Here is a 17,705-nt window from a genome sequence, read left to right as displayed (position 1 = left end):
CAGATTGTCTGATAAATTGTTAAAGAGCATTGTCGCTTCGCTTTTTCTCAGCGGCGCGGGGTGTGCATATTACGCTATCCCGCTTCAGAGTCAAGCATTTATTTACGCTTTTCTCCGCTGACCCGGCGGCGTGTAATCCGTTGTTCCGTGTCAGTGGAGGCGCATTATAGGGAGTTATTTCAGGCTGACAAGGGGAAATTTAAAATAACTTTCCGAGTGCGTATTTTTTCACCAAAAATAACTAAAGTGCCAGTTTTTCGAGCGTTTTGAAGCCATAACGTTGCAGCACGGGCAATAATTGTTCGGCTTCTGTCGTCATTGCCATACAGAATGCGACATTCTCATCGGTTGATTTCGCGTCCGGTGCTTCATGCTCTAATAACCAGGCCGTGCGACGTGCAATCGCGGCACCCGAATCCACCAGTCGCGTTCCCTCGGGCAGGACCTGTAAAAGCTCTTCCTGTAATAGAGGAAAATGGGTGCAGCCCAGCACCACCGTGTCGGGTGGTTCCGACATCCGCAGCCACGGACGTAGAATGCGACGCAACTCCTCCAGAGAGACCTTTTCGCCGTGCAGCTTCGCTTCCGCCAGTTCCACCAGCTCGGCGGAACCCAACATCGCAATCTGACATTCGTTAGCAAACCGTGCAATCAACTCATGGGTATACGAGCGCTTCACCGTCGCACGTGTAGCCAGCAGTCCCACAACGCCATTCGCCGTGAGTCGCGCCGCCGGTTTAATAGCAGGAACGACGCCCACAACCGGGAAGGCAAATTTCTCTCGTAACGCAGGAAGCGACACGGTGCTTGCAGTATTACACGCGATGACCGCAAGAGAGAGGGGATAGCGCTGCTGGACCGCAGTCACAATCTCAACAACACGCTCGACGATAAATTCCTCGCTCTTCTCACCATAAGGAAAGGCGACGTTATCAAAAGCGTATATATAGTGGAGATCCGGCAGGAGACTGCGGATCTCATTGTAGACCGACAACCCACCGACGCCGGAATCAAACACCAGCACGGTGGGACGTGGATCAGAAGGTGTAGCTGCCAGACAAGGTGTATTCCCGCCCTGCAGTTGCGTAGCCATAAACTGTCTCGTAATCTTTATCGAACAGGTTGGCGATTTTACCACGAACAGTCAGCTGTGAGGTGATTGGATATGCCACTGTCAGATCCCACAAGCTTACTCCACCCATTTTTACCGGTTGATTGGTGACGAAGTCCTTGTCGTATCGCGTTCCTAAATACTGATACGTTAAACCCCAGTCAAAATCGTAAACCTGCCAGTCAAGCTGATACTTCACCTGCTGCTTTGAACGACGCGCCAGCGGTTTATCGGTAATCGCATTACGTGCATCAACGTAATCGTAGCTCAGCGTGTGCGCCAACGGCCCAGTGTCGAAGTTCGCTGTAGCCTCAACACCTTTAATACGTACTTTGCCTTCGTTATAGTATTTTTTGGTGTGGGGGTTGTAATCGATCATGTTATCGATATCGTTGCGATACCCTGACAAACGCCAGTTCACATCCGCCGTTAGCCCTTCAAATGCTCCTTCCCACTGTTTGCTCTCTTCAGGATCCAGATGGGAATTTCCGTACATGCCATACAGTTGTCCCAGATTAGGTGCCTTGTAAGAGGTGCCGTAGGAGGCAATAAAACGATAGCCTTCGACAAACTCCCAGCCAGCGCTGGTTTGCCATGTGCCATGACGACCAAATTGGGAATTGTCATCACTGCGCGCCGCGCCTTCGAAAGTGAAATCACCCAATTGCTGTAATCCCGTCAAGTAGAGACCGGTATTCCGCTGGTCGTAACCGTCCGTGACATACCCGGTGCCAGGCTCCGTAGTTTGCTTTTGCCAGTCTACGCCAGCGCCCACGTTACCGTGACCAACCACCATGCTGTTTGACCACTGCACATTATATTGCTTCATCTCATCCAGCGTGGCCGAGGAGTCATAGCGGCCATAATCCGGATCATAGTTGTAGTCTTTACTGTGGCTATAGCTGGAAACCAGCTGCGACTGGATCAACTCACCATTGAATCGCAGTCCGGCATCCCAGCTTTGGCTATAGAGTTTCCGGGTATCCACTAACGGCGTCCCCGGATAATAACCCGAGTCATAATCTGTTCGGTTATCATAACCGTAACCGCGAACAAACCCGCTCCAGGTGTCAGAGAAGTTGTGTTCCAGCGCGCCATACAGCGTCTTACTTAAGAAACCGTCTTTGTCGGGTTGAGCCTGCAAACCGGTACTACCGTAAGCCACGACATCAAAGCCTTTGGTATAGGCATAATCGCCCATCAACGTGACGCGCGTATTTTCGCCAAGCTGTTGTTGGGTTGAGACATCGTAATTCTGGTAGCCATTGCTTCCCACGCCAGCGGTCAGTTCCGTCCCCGGCTTTTCGCGCGTGGTAATGATATTCACCACGCCGCCAATCGCATCAGAACCATAAATAGCCGAACGCGGTCCACGAATGTACTCAATACGTTGTACCAACGATACCGGGAACTGGCTAAGATCGGCTGCGCCGCTAACCCCTGCCAGGTTAAGCCGCACACCGTCAATCAGCACCAGAACATGGCTGGCGTTGGTGCCGCGAATAGAAATAGACGAATTTTGTCCCATACCACCGTATTGGGCGATATCCACGCCTGGCAGGCGACGAAGCACATCATTCACGGAGGTGGATTGCCAGCGATCGATATCCTGACGCGTAACAACGGTGATAGGAGCAAGTACTGCGCTACGAGGCTGCTGAAAACGGTTGGCAGTGACGACGAGAGTATCTGGGCTAGCATCCTGCGCCCAACCAGAAAATGCCGTGACGGAAAGTGCCGTCCACAGCAACGATTTTTTAATCATTGTAAAGCATCCACAATATAAGAAGGATGCCGCAGGTCCCATCGATAGTACGCGATGATGAAAACCAGATGCGACGTTAGCCGGCAGGTCTTCGGGCTTGGAGGCGACTTAAAGAGACGATGACTTCCCACGGCAAGCCGCAGTGTCTGCACCAGGTGCGCTCATCTCCCACCTTCCTTACCGCTGCGCGTCAGCTCCAGATTCACACTGGATTCCCTTTTAACTCACAGGACCGGAAAACGGATGCTACAGTTTGTTACAACTGACTGTCCAGACCACGCATCACAATATCGGAAATCATCAATGACTGGACATCTGTTGAGCAATCCCTACAATCCCCGCGTACTTTTATTTTTCAGGACGCATCATGACCCCCGAACATCTTCCGACAGAACAGTACGACGCGCAGTTAGCTGAAAAAGTGGTGCGTCTGCAGAGCTTAATGACACCGTTTTATGCACAGGCTCCGGAAGTGTTTCGCTCACCGGTCAGTCACTACCGTATGCGCGCCGAATTCCGGCTGTGGCATGACGGTGATGACCTGTACCACATCATGTTCGATCAACAGACGAAAAGCCGTATTCGCGTCGACAGCTTCCCGGCGGCCAGCGAGCTTATCAACACGCTGATGACGGCAATGATTGAAGGGGTACGCGATAACCATGTCCTACGCCACAAACTGTTCCAGATTGATTACCTCACCACCCTGAGCGATCAAGCGGTGGTCTCGATGCTGTACCATAAAAAGCTGGATGACGAATGGCGTCAGGAAGCCGAAGCGCTACGGGACGCGCTGCGTGCGCAAAACCTGAACGTGCATCTGATTGGCCGGGCCACCAAAACCAAAATCGAGCTGGACCAGGACTATATTGACGAACGCTTGCCAGTCGCGGGGAAAGAGATCATCTATCGCCAGGTTGAGAACAGCTTCACCCAGCCGAATGCCGCGATGAATATTCAGATGCTGGAATGGGCGATTGATGTCACCAAAGGTTCTAAGGGCGACCTGCTTGAGCTGTACTGCGGTAATGGCAACTTCTCATTAGCCCTCGCGCAAAACTTCAACCGCGTGCTGGCGACTGAAATCGCCAAACCATCCGTGGCGGCTGCCCAGTACAACATTGCGGCTAACCATATTGATAACGTACAAATTATCCGCATGGCGGCAGAAGAGTTTACTCAGGCGATGAATGGGGTTCGCGAGTTCAACCGTTTGCAGGGGATCGATCTGAAGAGCTACCAGTGTGAAACCATTTTCGTTGACCCGCCGCGTAGCGGTCTGGACAGCGAAACGGAGAAAATGGTACAGGCGTATCCGCGGATTCTGTACATATCCTGCAACCCGGAAACGCTGTGTAAGAATCTGGAAACGTTAAGCCAGACGCACAATGTTTCACGTCTGGCTCTGTTCGATCAGTTCCCGTATACGCACCATATGGAGTGTGGCGTGTTACTGACCGCGAAGTAAGTGATGTCCTGGCCGGGCTTGCCCGGCCTACAAATATTATTCCGCAATTTCCTGCTTACGGTTACGCACTTTAAAGCCGATCCAGAACACCAGAATCACCGACAGTACCGCCGGGAAGAAGTTAGAACCAATATCCGGATATTCAGCGCGTACCACGGTGCTGTACAACAGAACGCCGAGAATAAAACAGGCGGCGGCCAGGCCTGGTAGCCCCACAGGCATGGTGCGGTTCTGATAGCGTTGATGCAGGCAATAAACCGTCAGCACCAACGAAATAATCGGGAATACTGAGAATGGCACAATGGAGCTAAACAGCGCCGCAAATGTACCATTGATCGATAAGCCAGCAACCAGCGCCAGCAGCAGCGTACCTTTATCTTGACCTGACTGTTTCATTGCTCGTCCTTCTCGTTACTCGGAGTGGTGCGTCATCTTCTCTTGTTCACGGCGGTACCAATAAAATGCGCCTTTCGCGATCATGCGTAGTTGCAATACCAGCCGCTCTTCCAGTTGTCGACGCTGTTCAGCGCCAACATCCAGTGCTTCTGCCCCGGCGCTGAACACAATCGTTACCATGGCTTCGGCCTGCGCTTCAGTAAACGCACGAGGCATATGGTTTTCGAGTTCCAGATAGTCCGCAAGTTCCGCAATGAAGTGCTGAATTTCACGTGCGACCGCTGCACGAAACGCTGCGGAGGTTCCCGAACGCTCGCGCAATAATAAACGGAAGGCGTTGGGATTGTTGCCGATGAACTCCATAAATGTTGAGACCGAGGTACGGATCACACTCCCGCCTTTGGCGATACGCTGACGCGCCTGACGCATCAACTGACGCAGCATCAGACCACTTTCGTCCACCATCGTCAGCCCGAGCTCATCCACATCGCGGAAATGGCGATAAAACGAGGTTGGCGCAATGCCCGCTTCACGAGCAACTTCTCGTAAACTGAGACTGGCAAAACTACGCTCAGCACTGAGTTGACTAAATGCAGCCTCTACCAGCGAACGCCGGGTTTTCTCTTTTTGTTGCGCTCTAACGCCCATCACGATGTCTGAATCCTTCCACATACCTTGCTGGCACTATACCAGAGATTAGGCTGTTGGCATGGCTTTGTTAATGATTGTTTACGCGCAGTTTGTGCTTCGACTTCGCAAAAAAGCACAACGATAATTGGGTTATCCCGACAACGATGTTACTATTCTGTTGCTTTTATGTATAAGAACAGGTAAGCCTGACCATGTCACATTCCTACGATTACGATGCAATAGTAATAGGTTCCGGTCCCGGCGGCGAAGGCGCTGCAATGGGTCTGGTTAAACAGGGAGCGCGCGTCGCGGTGATTGAGCGCTATCATAACGTCGGCGGAGGCTGTACCCACTGGGGCACCATCCCGTCGAAAGCACTCCGCCACGCCGTCAGCCGCATTATTGAATTCAATCAGAACCCACTTTACAGCGACCATTCCCGACTTCTCCGTTCTTCCTTCGCCGATATTCTCAATCATGCTGATAACGTGATTAATCAGCAAACGCGCATGCGGCAAGGTTTTTACGAGCGTAATCACTGCGAGATTTTGCAGGGAAATGCCCGTTTTGTTGACGAACACACTATCGCCCTGGAATGCCACGACGGCACGGTGGAAACGCTGACCGCGGATAAATTTGTGATCGCCTGCGGTTCACGCCCTTATCGCCCTGTTGACGTCGACTTTTCGCATCCCCGGGTTTATGACAGCGACTCCATCCTGAGCCTACACCACGAACCTCGCCACGTTCTGATTTACGGCGCGGGGGTGATTGGCTGTGAATATGCGTCGATCTTCCGTGGAATGGACGTCAAAGTTGATTTAATCAACACCCGCGATCGTCTGCTGGCGTTCCTTGATCAAGAGATGTCCGACTCGCTCTCTTACCACTTCTGGAATAGCGGTGTGGTTATTCGCCACAATGAAGAGTATGAGAAGATTGAAGGTTGCGATGACGGCGTCATCATGCACCTGAAATCTGGTAAAAAACTGAAGGCTGACTGTCTGCTGTACGCCAATGGCCGCACCGGTAATACCGATTCGCTGGCGCTGGAAAATATTGGTCTGAAAACCGACAGCCGTGGACAGCTCAAAGTAAATAGCATGTACCAGACGGCGCTGCCGCATGTATATGCTGTAGGGGATGTGATCGGCTATCCGAGTCTGGCATCGGCGGCCTACGATCAGGGACGTATTGCCGCCCTGGCACTGGTGAAAGGCGAAGCCACCGCGCATCTGATCGAAGATATCCCAACCGGGATTTATACCATTCCTGAAATCAGCTCCGTTGGTAAAACCGAACAGCAGCTTACGGCGATGAAAGTCCCATACGAAGTCGGCCGCGCCCAGTTTAAACATCTGGCACGTGCGCAAATCGTGGGCATGAGTGTCGGCACGTTGAAGATTCTGTTCCATCGCGAAACCAAAGAGATTCTGGGGATCCACTGCTTTGGGGAACGTGCAGCCGAAATTATTCACATCGGTCAGGCGATAATGGAGCAAAAAGGTGGTGGTAACACCATCGAGTACTTCGTTAACACCACCTTTAACTACCCAACCATGGCGGAAGCCTATCGGGTAGCGGCGCTAAATGGCTTAAACCGCCTGTTTTAACGCACTGTCGAAATGGCCATCCATTGATCCACGGATGGCCTCTGCCAGCTGTTCATAACGGCTGCGCAGCGGCGAACCTGGACGATACACCAGGCCAATCGTACGGCGCGGTTCTGGCTTAATGCATGGCAGATAGACAACACCATCACGCTTACGCTCCGACGGAACAGCCAGCGCAGGCAGTAACGTAATACCGCTACCTGCCGCCACCATATTGCGCAGCGTTTCCAGACTGGTTGCCCGGAAATGGGTATCTTCATCCGCACCGGCTTCAAAGCAGAAGCCCATGGCCTGATCGCGCAGGCAGTGGCCATCTTCCAGCATCAACAGTTTTTCACCCGCCAGATCGGACATCGGTACACAGTCACGGTTTGCCCACGGATGATCTTCATAGATCGCCAGCATCATAGGCTCATCAAATAACGGAACTTCGATGAATGCCTCACTCTCTTTCACCAGCGCCAGAATGACGCAGTCGAGCTTACCGCTATCCAGTTGCGCCAACAGCTGATGCGTCTGCGCCTCATGCAGATACATTTCCAGTTTTGGGAAGGTCTGGTGCAACATAGGAATGATATGCGGCAGTAGGTATGGCCCCACCGTTGGGATCAAACCAATATGCAGCGGGCCAGACATCGTCTCGCCTTGTTGGCTTGCCATCTCCTTGAGCACTTTGACCTCGCGCAGCACGGTGCGCGCCTGATCCACCAGCAGCAGACCTGCCTGAGTGAACAGCACCTTACGACTCGTACGCTCCAGCAGCATGACGCCCAGCTCATCTTCCAGCTTACGGATCTGTCCGCTCAGCGTTGGCTGGCTCACGTGGCAGGAGTCTGCCGCCCGTCGGAAGTGACGATGTTCGGCAAGCGCCACCAGGTATTCAAGATCACGAATATTCATTATTCATCCTCCATCGCCACGATAGTTCGTAGCGATAGGTAGCATAGCAACGAACGATTATCCCTATCAAGCTTTCTGTTTAATAATGCACCACAGAAACGGAACGGTACCCCTTTAACCCTTGAAGCTACTGTCCGTTTAGAGAGTTTCTCTCATACTCGAAATAACTAAAGCCAACGTGAACTTTTGCGGACCTTGCGTCCGCATTTTTTTTGCATAAAAAAGCCCGGCGTGATGCCAGGCTCTGATCACTGTTTGCCTGATGGCGCTATGCTTATCAGGCCTACAAAGACAAAAGTTACGCCAGACGCGCCTTCGCGTAATCAATCGCTTGCGCAACCTGCTGCGGCGACACGCCGCCTTTCGCCGCACGTTTGTCCAGACACGATTGTAGAGAAAGGATCGGATAAACGTCATCGCCAATAACCGGACTGAACTTCTGTAAGTCGGTCAACGACAACGCTTCCAGAGGTTTGCCCTGGCGAATCGCCTCAACCACCGTCTCGCCCACAATGTGGTGCGCTTCGCGGAACGGAACACCTTTCGCTACCAGATAATCCGCCAACTCAGTGGCGTTGGCATAACCCTGCTGCGCCGCTTCCTGACAACGCGGACGTTTCACCTGAATGCCATCCAGCACCAGCGCGGCCATATGCAGACAATCCAGCCAAGTGTCGAGCGCATCGAACAGCCCTTCTTTGTCTTCCTGCATATCTTTGTTATACGCCAGCGGTAGGCCTTTTAAGGTCATCATCATCCCGGTCAACGCTCCCTGCACGCGACCGCATTTACCACGGATTAATTCCAACGCATCCGGGTTTTTCTTCTGCGGCATCAGGGATGAACCAGAGGTCACTCGATCGGACAGCTCGACAAAGCCCGCTTCACCGGTATTAAAGAAAATCAGGTCTTCAGCAAAACGCGACAGGTGCACCATGCCGATAGAGGCGTCGGAGAGTAACTCCAGCACGTGGTCACGATCGGAAACGCTGTCCAGACTGTTGCGCGTTGCCGAAGCAAAGCCCAGCCAGCCAGCCAGTTGTTCGCGATCGATTTCATATGCCGTACCCGCCAGCGCGCCGCAGCCCAGAGGACTGACGTCCAGACGCTTAAGCGCATCCTGCAGACGGCTCTCATCACGCGCCAGCATTTCCACATAGGCCAGGCACCAGTGGGCAAACGTCACCGGCTGCGCACGTTGCAGGTGGGTGTAACCCGGCATCACGGCGTCCTGGTTATTCTCCGCCGTCACCACCAGCGCACTTTGCAACTGACGGTTGGCAGAGAGTAATTCAATAACCGTGTCTTTACACCACAGTTTAAGGTCGGTCGCGACCTGATCATTACGGCTACGCCCGGTATGCAGTTTTTTACCAAGCTGGCCGACTTTATCAATCAGCTTACCTTCCACCCAACTGTGAATATCTTCGGCATCGCTTTGCAGGATCTGTTGCGGATTGGCACGAACCTCTTCCAGCAGCGTGTTCAGCGCCTCTTCCAGTTGCAGCTGTTCATCGGCAGTCAGTACGCCGACCGTTACCAACGCTTTGGACCAGGCCACAGAGCCGACAATATCCTGTTCTGCCAGGCGGTAGTCAAAACGCAACGAGTCGTTGAACTGTTTGAACCGCTGATCTGCTGCCTGTGTAAAACGCCCACCCCAAAGTGCCATAACATGCTTCCTTAAATTCTTTTAATTTCTATGCCGGATGGCGCTACGCTTATCCGGCCTACAGGTTCTGTTCACGTAGGCCCGATAAGGCGTAGCCGCCATCGGGCATACAAATACTTAAGCCAGAATACGGGTACCGATCGGCGTGCCGTTAAACAACGCCGGGAGTTGCTCAGCATGACGCCAGGATGCGATATCCACCGGACGGCCCAGCGTGCGCGCGGCATCCAGCGCCGCATTGACCTTCACGATCATGCCATCGGTAATAATCCCCTGGTCGATCAACTGCTCCGCTTTCGCGGCGGTCATTTCGGCAATGCGCTGACCTTTACCATCCAGAATACCACTCACATCAGAGAGCAGGATCAGATCCGCACCCAACGTTGCCGCCAGCGCTGTTGCCGCCTGATCGGCGTTAACGTTCATCAGCAGTCCATCTTCAGTGACGCCAATGGAGCTGACTACCGGCAGAAAGCCGCTTGCCAGCAGCGTGTTAATTAGCTTAGGCGAACCCGGTTGCGCGAGTCCAACATGACCTAGCTCTTTATCGAGCGGCGTCACTTTTACGCTGTCGCCATCGCCAAGATACAGGCCCACAGAGGCGATTTGATGTTTTTTCGCCCAGGCCAGTAAGGTTTTATTCGCCGTACCCGCCAGGGCGCCAGTGATAATGTCTATCTGATCGGCAGGGGTGACGCGCAGACCGTTTTTCTTTTTCACCGGCAGATTCAACTGCTTCATTAGTTCATCAACCACGCAGCCGCCGCCGTGCACAATAATCAGCGGACGCTGATGCGACTCACGATAATTCACCAGGGCGGTAAACAGTCGCTCCAGCGCCTCTTCGCTATCAAGTAAAACGCCGCCCAGCTTGATAATTAATGGATTCATTGTTGCATCCTTAAATAAGAGACTGCGTTTCAGCAAAGCCGAAACGGATATTTGCGCACTGCATCGCCTGTGCCGCCGCGCCTTTTAATAAGTTATCTTCGGTCGCCACCACGATCAGGTGCTCTCCCTGCACGGCGAACCCAATATCACAAAACGGTAAGCCCACCACATTCTTCAGGGCCGGAACGCCTTTATCGTACAGGCGTACCAGTGGTTTATCACCATACGCTTGTTGCAGTGTCTGGGCCACCTGCGCATGGGTTACGCCCGCTTTCAGACGGCAGGTGATCGTTTCCAGAATTCCGCGCGGGAAGTTCCCCAGATGCGGGGTGAAGATCACTTCCGCGCCGAGGTGAGTTGCGATTTCTGGCTGATGACGATGGGTAAACACGCCATAGGGCTGCAGGCTCACTTCGCAAAAGCTGTTCGAGATAGCCGCTTTACGGCCTGCCCCGCTGACGCCGCTGGTAGCGTTAATCACCGGCCACTGGCTGAGATCCAGCAGCCCAGCGTCAATCAGAGGTTTCAGCGACAATTGCGCCGCCGTCGGATAACAACCTGGTACGGCAACCAGATTTGCTTCTTTCAGTTGCTCTACGTTCCACTCCGCCAGCCCGTAAACCGCCTGCTCCAGCAGGTCGGGGTGCTGATGGGTAAAGCCATAATATTTTTCATAGAACGCGCCATCGTTAACACGAAACGCGCCTGAGAGATCAAACACCACACATCCGGCCTGCAGAAACTGCGGGGCCAGATCATGACTGACCTCATGCGCTGTGGCGAGGAACACAACGTCCACCCCTGCGCTAAACTCGCTGATATCCGACATTGGCTGCAACGGTAAATCAACAATGCCTTTCAACTGCGGATGCAAATCGGAGATGAGTTTTCCTGCATCATTGCTTTGCGCTGAGACGGTCAAAGCGGTTATGTTCATATCAGGATGGCGATTTACATAGGTCACAAGCTCTGCGCCAGCATAGCCGCTGGCGCCCACAATCAGCGTATTCAACATCGGGGCAGCTCACCTTCTTAGATTCTGTTGCCAGGTATAAGCCTTTATCACCTCACCTTACACTTGGTGGGTTTTATTACGCTCAACGTTAATGTATTTTTATTCACAAATATTGCATGAATATTGATACTATCATGACCCGAGGTGTGTCAACAATGAAAAACAATTTACCGCCATTTATCGAGATTTACCGCGCTCTGATTGCCACGCCATCGATTAGCGCCACCGAAGAAGCACTGGATCAAAGCAATGCAGGTTTAATCACTCTGCTGGCGGGCTGGTTTAAAGATTTAGGCTTCAATGTAGAGGTTCAGCCGGTTCCCGACACGCGCAATAAATTCAATATGCTGGCGAGCATTGGACAAGGGGCTGGCGGTCTGTTGTTAGCGGGTCATACCGATACCGTGCCGTTTGACGACGGACGCTGGACACGCGATCCGTTCACTCTGACCGAGCATGACAATAAGCTCTACGGCCTGGGTACGGCAGATATGAAGGGCTTCTTCGCGTTTATCCTCGACGCGCTGCGTGACGTGGACGTAACGAAGCTGAAAAAGCCCCTCTACATTTTGGCCACTGCCGACGAAGAGACCAGCATGGCGGGAGCGCGCTACTTTTCTGAAACCACCGCTCTGCGTCCGGACTGCGCGATCATTGGCGAACCTACCTCCCTACAACCGGTGCGTGCGCACAAAGGGCATATCTCTAATGCAATTCGCATTTTGGGGCAGTCGGGTCACTCAAGCGATCCAGCGCGTGGCGTCAATGCGATTGAACTGATGCATGATGCCATCGGCCATATCATGACTCTGCGCGATGACCTGAAAGAACGCTATCACCATGACGCTTTTACCGTTCCGTACCCGACGTTAAATTTGGGTCATATCCACGGTGGCGACGCCGCCAACCGAATCTGCGCCTGCTGCGAGCTGCATATGGATATTCGCCCGCTGCCCGGCATGACGCTCAACGATCTTAATGGTTTACTTAACGATGCGCTGGCCCCTGTCAGCGAGCGTTGGCCGGGTCGCCTGACGGTCTCGGAACTGCATCCGCCTATTCCTGGCTATGAGTGTCCGCCAAACCATCAGTTGGTTGAAGTCGTTGAAAAACTGCTGGGAGCGCAAACGGAAGTAGTGAACTACTGCACTGAAGCGCCGTTTATCCAGACACTTTGTCCGACGTTGGTGTTGGGCCCAGGCTCCATTAATCAGGCACATCAGCCGGATGAGTATCTGGAAACACGCTTCATTAAGCCAACTCGCGAATTGATCACCCAGGTTGTGCATCATTTCTGCTGGCATTAATCGTTTATAACCTTGCTCATCCTTCAGCGGCGAGCAAGGTCATTTATTAACATTTTCATAAGCACAGCTTATTTGATTCGATGTGAATTAAATAATGTAAATTCCCGCCATTTTTTCGTTTGCTGAACCGATTTCGCAGCAATTGACGTCACGAGTTTTACGTGGCTTTATAAAAGACGGCAAAAAAATTAAGTCCGAAAAATTTCACGTTGCAGCAGTGTTGACGGCGGCGCGAAAGATACAGGACATTTACAAAAGAGATGGGGTGTCTGGGTAAATATGAACGAACAATATTCCGCGTTGCGTAGTAATGTCAGTATGCTCGGCAAAGTGCTGGGAGAGACCATTAAGGATGCGCTGGGAGAGCACATTCTTGATCGCGTAGAAACAATCCGTAAGCTGTCCAAATCATCCCGCGCTGGCAATGAAGTCAATCGCCAGGAGCTACTCACTACACTGCAAAACCTGTCTAACGACGAGCTGCTACCGGTTGCCCGTGCGTTTAGCCAGTTCCTGAACCTGGCTAACACCGCCGAGCAATACCACAGCATTTCGCCTAAAGGCGAAGCAGCCAGCAACCCGGAAGTGATTGCTCGCACTCTGCGTAAATTGAAAGACCAGCCCAATCTCGATGAAGCCACCATCAAAGAAGCCGTGGAGTCACTCTCCCTGGAGCTGGTTCTGACTGCCCACCCGACAGAAATCACCCGTCGTACGTTGATCCATAAAATGGGTGAAGTAAACGCCTGTCTCAAACAGCTTGATAACAAAGATCTCGTCGATTATGAACGCCATCAACTGATGCGCCGTCTGCGCCAGTTGATTGCCCAGTCCTGGCATACGGATGAGATCCGCAAGATACGCCCAAGCCCGGTCGATGAAGCCAAATGGGGCTTCGCCGTGGTCGAAAACAGCCTGTGGGAAGGCGTGCCGAACTATCTGCGCGAACTGAACGAACAGTTAGAAGAGAATCTGGGTTATAAGCTGCCCGTTGATTTTGTTCCGGTTCGCTTTACCTCCTGGATGGGCGGCGACCGTGACGGCAACCCGAACGTGACGGCGGATATCACCCGTCACGTGCTATTGCTCAGCCGTTGGAAAGCCACCGACCTGTTCCTGAAAGACATTCAGTTTCTGATCTCTGAACTGTCGATGGTGGATGCCACGCCGGAACTGCTGGCGCTGGTAGGTGAAGAAGGCGCAGCAGAACCATACCGTTATCTGATGAAAACCCTGCGTTCACGTCTGATGGCAACTCAAGCCTGGCTGGAAGCCCGTCTGAAAGGCGAGAAATTACCGAAACCTGCCGGCCTTCTCACCCAAAACGAACAGCTCTGGGATCCGCTGTACGCGTGTTATCAGTCTCTGCAAGCCTGTGGCATGGGCATCATCGCCAATGGCGAACTGCTCGACACCTTGCGCCGCGTGAAATGTTTCGGCGTGCCGCTGGTACGTATTGATATTCGTCAGGAAAGTACCCGTCACACTGAAGCGCTGGGCGAACTGACCCGGTATCTGGGCATTGGCGACTACGAAAACTGGTCAGAAGCGGATAAACAGGCTTTCTTGATCCGCGAACTGAACTCCAAGCGTCCGCTTCTGCCACGTAACTGGGAACCAAGCAATGATACCCGCGAAGTGCTCGACACCTGCCGCGTCATTGCCGAAGCTCCGTATGGCTCCATTGCCGCCTATGTTATCTCGATGGCGAAAACGCCGTCCGATGTATTGGCCGTACATCTGCTGTTGAAAGAAGCCGGGATCGGTTTTGCTATGCCGGTTGCGCCGCTGTTTGAAACGCTGGACGACCTCAACAATGCTGATGACGTCATGTCCCAGCTCTTGAATATCGACTGGTACCGCGGCTTTATTCAGGGCAAACAAATGGTCATGATTGGCTACTCTGATTCCGCAAAAGACGCGGGCGTGATGGCGGCCTCCTGGGCGCAATATCAGGCCCAGGACGCGCTGATCAAAACCTGCGAAAAAGCCGGCATCGAGCTGACGCTGTTCCACGGTCGCGGTGGTTCCATTGGCCGCGGCGGCGCGCCTGCGCATGCCGCACTGCTTTCTCAACCGCCAGGCAGCCTGAAAGGTGGCCTACGCGTGACGGAACAAGGGGAGATGATCCGCTTTAAGTACGGCCTGCCGGAAGTCACCATCAGCAGCCTGTCGCTTTATACCGCAGCCATCCTGGAGGCCAACCTGTTACCGCCACCAGAGCCGAAAGATAACTGGCGCCATATCATGGATGAGCTTTCTGATATCTCGTGTGAGCTCTACCGTGGATATGTACGTGAAAACAAAGACTTCGTCCCTTACTTCCGCTCCGCAACACCAGAGCAGGAACTGGGTAAATTGCCGCTCGGCTCACGTCCGGCAAAACGCCGCCCGACTGGTGGGGTAGAGTCTCTGCGCGCCATTCCGTGGATCTTTGCCTGGACGCAAAACCGCCTGATGCTCCCGGCATGGCTGGGTGCTGGCACCGCGCTGCAAAAAGTGGTGGAAGACGGTAAGCAAAGCGAACTCGAAGCAATGTGCCGCGACTGGCCATTCTTCTCCACACGCCTTGGCATGCTGGAAATGGTTTTCGCTAAAGCAGACCTGTGGCTGGCTGAATACTACGATCAACGTCTGGTCAAAAAAGAGTTGTGGCCGCTCGGCGAAGAACTGCGTCAGCGCCTGGAAGCAGATATCGACGTCGTGCTGGCGATTGCCAATGATTCACATCTGATGGCCGACCTGCCGTGGATTGCCGAATCTATCCAGTTAAGGAATGTTTATACCGATCCGCTGAACGTTTTACAGGCAGAGCTGTTACATCGCTCGCGCCTGGCGGAAGAGCAAGGCAATGCGCCAGATCCACGCGTTGAACAAGCGCTGATGGTAACTATCGCTGGTGTTGCCGCCGGTATGCGTAACACAGGCTAACGTCCCCTCCCGTCGCCTTCGTGCTATTGCGTGAAGGCGACATCAAAAATCGCTGTTATAACTGCTTCATTTTCAATATATTCCCGCCTGTATATATTCACTCAATGAATATATAAACAACAGAACACGATACTAACATCGTGATGCTTCACTTCCTCTTAAGGTTTAGCCGCTACTCTTGGCGCTACGATTAAAGACAGGCTCACACTATGCAATCCTTACAACCCCAGTCTAAACCTGCATTTAGCTGGAAAGCCCTGGGTTGGGCGCTCCTCTATTTTTGGTTTTTTTCCTCATTACTGCAGGCCGTTATCTATTTTAGCGGCTACAGCGGATCTACCGGTTTACGCGACTCCTTGCTATTCAGTTCGCTATGGCTGATCCCTGTATTCCTGTTTCCAAACCGTATCCGCGCGATCGCTGCCGTTATTGGCGTCATGCTATGGGCGGCCTCGCTGGCGGCTCTGAGCTATTACGTCATTTATGGACAAGAGTTCTCGCAAAGCGTTCTGTACGTAATGTTTGAAACCAATGCGAACGAAGCCAGCGAATATCTGAGCCAATATTTCAGCCTGAAAATTGTGTTAATCGCGCTGGCGTATACGGCAATGGCGATTCTGCTGTGGACGCGTCTGCGCCCTGTTCATATTCCATCGCCCTGGCGCTATCTGGTGTCTTTCGCACTGTTATATGGCTTGATTCTGCACCCAATGGCGGTTAACACGTTCATCAAACATAAACCGTTTGAAAAAACGCTGGATGGTCTCGCTTCGCGGATGGAGCCCGCCGCACCGTGGCAATTTATCTCCGGTTATTATCAGTATCGCCAGCAGTTAACCGCACTGAATAGCCTGCTGAATGAAAACAATGCCCTGCCGCCGCTGGCCAACTTTAAGGACCATTCCGGTGACGCACCACGTACATTAGTGCTGGTAATTGGTGAGTCAACGCAGCGTGGTCGAATGAGCCTGTACGGTTACCCACGCGAAACCACACCGGAACTGGATGCGCTGCATAAAACCGATCCTAACTTCACCGTTTTCAATAATGTCGTGACCTCACGTCCGTATACCATTGAAATCCTGCAGCAGGCGCTGACCTTTGCCAACGAGAAGAACCCGGATCTGTATCTGACCCAGCCATCCCTGATGAACATGATGAAACAGGCGGGTTATAAAACATTCTGGATCACCAATCAGCAGACAATGACTGCCCGCAACACCATGCTGACGGTGTTCTCTAAGCAGACAGATAAGCAGTTCTATATGAACCAGCAGCGTACGCAAAGTGCGCGCGAATATGACAGCAATGTGCTGGCGCCATTTAAAGAAGTCCTGGCCGACCCGGCACCGAAAAAATTCATCATCGTTCACCTGCTGGGTACCCATATTAAGTACAAATTCCGTTATCCGGATGGTCAGGGCAAGTTCGACAACAATATCGACAACGTTCCCGCTGGTTTGGGTAATGATGAGCTGGAAGCCTACAACGATTACGACAGCGCGAATGTCTACAATGACCACATCATTGCCAGCCTGATCAAAGACTACAAAGCGACCGATCCGAACGGTTTCCTGCTGTATTTCTCTGATCATGGTGAAGAGGTGTACGACACGCCACCGCATAAAACGCAGGGCCGTAATGAAGACAATCCGACACGCCATATGTATACGGTGCCGTTCTTATTATGGACCTCGGAAAAATGGCAGGCCTCGCATCCTCGGGACTTCTCGCAGGATGTGAATCGTAAATACAGCAGCTCAGAGCTAATCCATACCTGGTCTGATTTAGCAGGCTTCACTTACGATGGCTTCGATCCAACGCGTTCCATTACCAGCCCGCAGTTCAAAGAGACGACTCGCTGGATTGGCAATCCATACAAGAAGAATGCCCTGATTGATTACGATACCTTGCCTTACGGCGATCAAATCGGTAATCAATAATCCCACACAGGCCACTCTTTAAGAGTGGCCTTTTTTTATGATGGCGGTTACTGTTCTCCCTGT

At 52.6% G+C, this 17,705-nt stretch carries 13 protein-coding genes and 1 riboswitch; of the genes, 5 read left to right on the top strand and 8 right to left on the bottom strand.

The annotated features are described in order from the left end of the window. Positions 1-241: 241 nt before the first annotated feature. Together murI and btuB are read right to left on the bottom strand one after the other, a co-directional pair. On the bottom strand, positions 242-1,093 hold the full coding sequence (gene murI / locus FDX11_RS04490; RefSeq protein WP_042313333.1) for a glutamate racemase: 852 nt from the start codon (positions 1,091-1,093) through the stop codon (positions 242-244). Continuing rightward, positions 1,038-2,876 carry a TonB-dependent vitamin B12 receptor BtuB gene (gene btuB, locus FDX11_RS04485; protein WP_137397558.1) on the bottom strand — a complete coding sequence of 613 codons (1,839 nt, stop codon included), beginning with the start codon at positions 2,874-2,876 and terminating at the stop codon, positions 1,038-1,040. Before btuB ends, murI begins: the two co-directional genes overlap by 56 nt. A gap of 64 nt (positions 2,877-2,940) precedes the next feature. After that, positions 2,941-3,128, bottom strand: a riboswitch (cobalamin riboswitch). 115 nt (positions 3,129-3,243) lie between these two features. Between btuB and trmA the strand changes: the two genes are divergently transcribed. Beyond that, positions 3,244-4,344, top strand: coding sequence for a tRNA (uridine(54)-C5)-methyltransferase TrmA (gene trmA / locus FDX11_RS04480; protein ID WP_042313337.1), 1,101 nt, complete (start codon positions 3,244-3,246; stop codon positions 4,342-4,344). Positions 4,345-4,380: 36 nt separating this feature from the next. On the opposite strand, the gene FDX11_RS04475 is transcribed toward trmA, so the two are convergent. Then, positions 4,381-4,740, bottom strand: a complete 360-nt coding sequence (locus FDX11_RS04475) for a YijD family membrane protein (RefSeq protein WP_003825114.1) — start codon at positions 4,738-4,740, stop codon at positions 4,381-4,383. Positions 4,741-4,755: 15 nt separating this feature from the next. After that, positions 4,756-5,391, bottom strand: a complete 636-nt coding sequence (gene fabR, locus FDX11_RS04470) for an HTH-type transcriptional repressor FabR (RefSeq protein WP_003028862.1) — start codon at positions 5,389-5,391, stop codon at positions 4,756-4,758. 191 nt (positions 5,392-5,582) lie between these two features. On the opposite strand from fabR, the gene sthA reads away from it, so the two are divergent. Then, positions 5,583-6,983 carry a Si-specific NAD(P)(+) transhydrogenase gene (sthA, locus tag FDX11_RS04465; RefSeq protein ID WP_042313339.1) on the top strand — a complete coding sequence of 467 codons (1,401 nt, stop codon included), beginning with the start codon at positions 5,583-5,585 and terminating at the stop codon, positions 6,981-6,983. Here sthA and oxyR read toward each other — a convergent pair. The 4 genes from oxyR to argC form a co-directional block, all read right to left on the bottom strand. Next, positions 6,966-7,883 carry a DNA-binding transcriptional regulator OxyR gene (gene oxyR / locus FDX11_RS04460; protein WP_038636079.1) on the bottom strand — a complete coding sequence of 306 codons (918 nt, stop codon included), beginning with the start codon at positions 7,881-7,883 and terminating at the stop codon, positions 6,966-6,968. The two genes, sthA and oxyR, sit on opposite strands and share 18 nt — an antisense overlap. 298 nt (positions 7,884-8,181) lie before the next feature. Next, a complete protein-coding gene (argH, locus tag FDX11_RS04455) occupies positions 8,182-9,555 on the bottom strand; it encodes an argininosuccinate lyase (protein WP_038636075.1) in 1,374 nt (457 codons plus the stop codon). Between the two features lie 117 nt (positions 9,556-9,672). Further along, complete coding sequence (gene argB, locus FDX11_RS04450; protein ID WP_038636072.1) at positions 9,673-10,446, bottom strand: acetylglutamate kinase; 774 nt, start codon at positions 10,444-10,446, stop codon at positions 9,673-9,675. A 10-nt stretch (positions 10,447-10,456) separates the two neighbouring features. Beyond that, entirely contained in the window at positions 10,457-11,461 is a 1,005-nt protein-coding gene (argC, locus tag FDX11_RS04445; protein ID WP_137359882.1) for an N-acetyl-gamma-glutamyl-phosphate reductase, read from the bottom strand. Positions 11,462-11,616: 155 nt separating this feature from the next. Between argC and argE the strand changes: the two genes are divergently transcribed. The 3 genes from argE to FDX11_RS04430 all read left to right on the top strand — a co-directional run bounded on the left by argE (position 11,617) and on the right by FDX11_RS04430 (position 17,642). Beyond that, positions 11,617-12,768, top strand: a complete 1,152-nt coding sequence (argE, locus tag FDX11_RS04440; protein WP_137397557.1) for an acetylornithine deacetylase — start codon at positions 11,617-11,619, stop codon at positions 12,766-12,768. 279 nt (positions 12,769-13,047) lie between these two features. Further along, positions 13,048-15,699, top strand: a complete 2,652-nt coding sequence (gene ppc, locus FDX11_RS04435) for a phosphoenolpyruvate carboxylase (protein ID WP_079225698.1) — start codon at positions 13,048-13,050, stop codon at positions 15,697-15,699. Between the two features lie 209 nt (positions 15,700-15,908). Continuing rightward, positions 15,909-17,642, top strand: coding sequence for a phosphoethanolamine transferase CptA (locus FDX11_RS04430; protein WP_137397556.1), 1,734 nt, complete (start codon positions 15,909-15,911; stop codon positions 17,640-17,642). Positions 17,643-17,705: the final 63 nt, after the last annotated feature.

It is taken from the genome of Citrobacter sp. wls714 (genome assembly GCF_005281025.1).
Lineage (GTDB): Bacteria > Pseudomonadota > Gammaproteobacteria > Enterobacterales > Enterobacteriaceae > Citrobacter > Citrobacter werkmanii.
This window is presented reverse-complemented; position numbering and strand designations above follow the sequence as displayed.

Coding starts and splice junctions, on each gene's coding strand:
- trmA (WP_042313337.1), top strand. CDS start 3,244: ATGACCCCCGAACATCTTCCGACAGAACAGTACGACGCGCAGTTAGCT.
- murI (WP_042313333.1), bottom strand. CDS start 1,093: ATGGCTACGCAACTGCAGGGCGGGAATACACCTTGTCTGGCAGCTACA.
- btuB (WP_137397558.1), bottom strand. CDS start 2,876: ATGATTAAAAAATCGTTGCTGTGGACGGCACTTTCCGTCACGGCATTT.
- argC (WP_137359882.1), bottom strand. CDS start 11,461: ATGTTGAATACGCTGATTGTGGGCGCCAGCGGCTATGCTGGCGCAGAG.
- sthA (WP_042313339.1), top strand. CDS start 5,583: ATGTCACATTCCTACGATTACGATGCAATAGTAATAGGTTCCGGTCCC.
- argH (WP_038636075.1), bottom strand. CDS start 9,555: ATGGCACTTTGGGGTGGGCGTTTTACACAGGCAGCAGATCAGCGGTTC.
- argB (WP_038636072.1), bottom strand. CDS start 10,446: ATGAATCCATTAATTATCAAGCTGGGCGGCGTTTTACTTGATAGCGAA.
- argE (WP_137397557.1), top strand. CDS start 11,617: ATGAAAAACAATTTACCGCCATTTATCGAGATTTACCGCGCTCTGATT.
- FDX11_RS04430 (WP_137397556.1), top strand. CDS start 15,909: ATGCAATCCTTACAACCCCAGTCTAAACCTGCATTTAGCTGGAAAGCC.
- oxyR (WP_038636079.1), bottom strand. CDS start 7,883: ATGAATATTCGTGATCTTGAATACCTGGTGGCGCTTGCCGAACATCGT.
- FDX11_RS04475 (WP_003825114.1), bottom strand. CDS start 4,740: ATGAAACAGTCAGGTCAAGATAAAGGTACGCTGCTGCTGGCGCTGGTT.
- ppc (WP_079225698.1), top strand. CDS start 13,048: ATGAACGAACAATATTCCGCGTTGCGTAGTAATGTCAGTATGCTCGGC.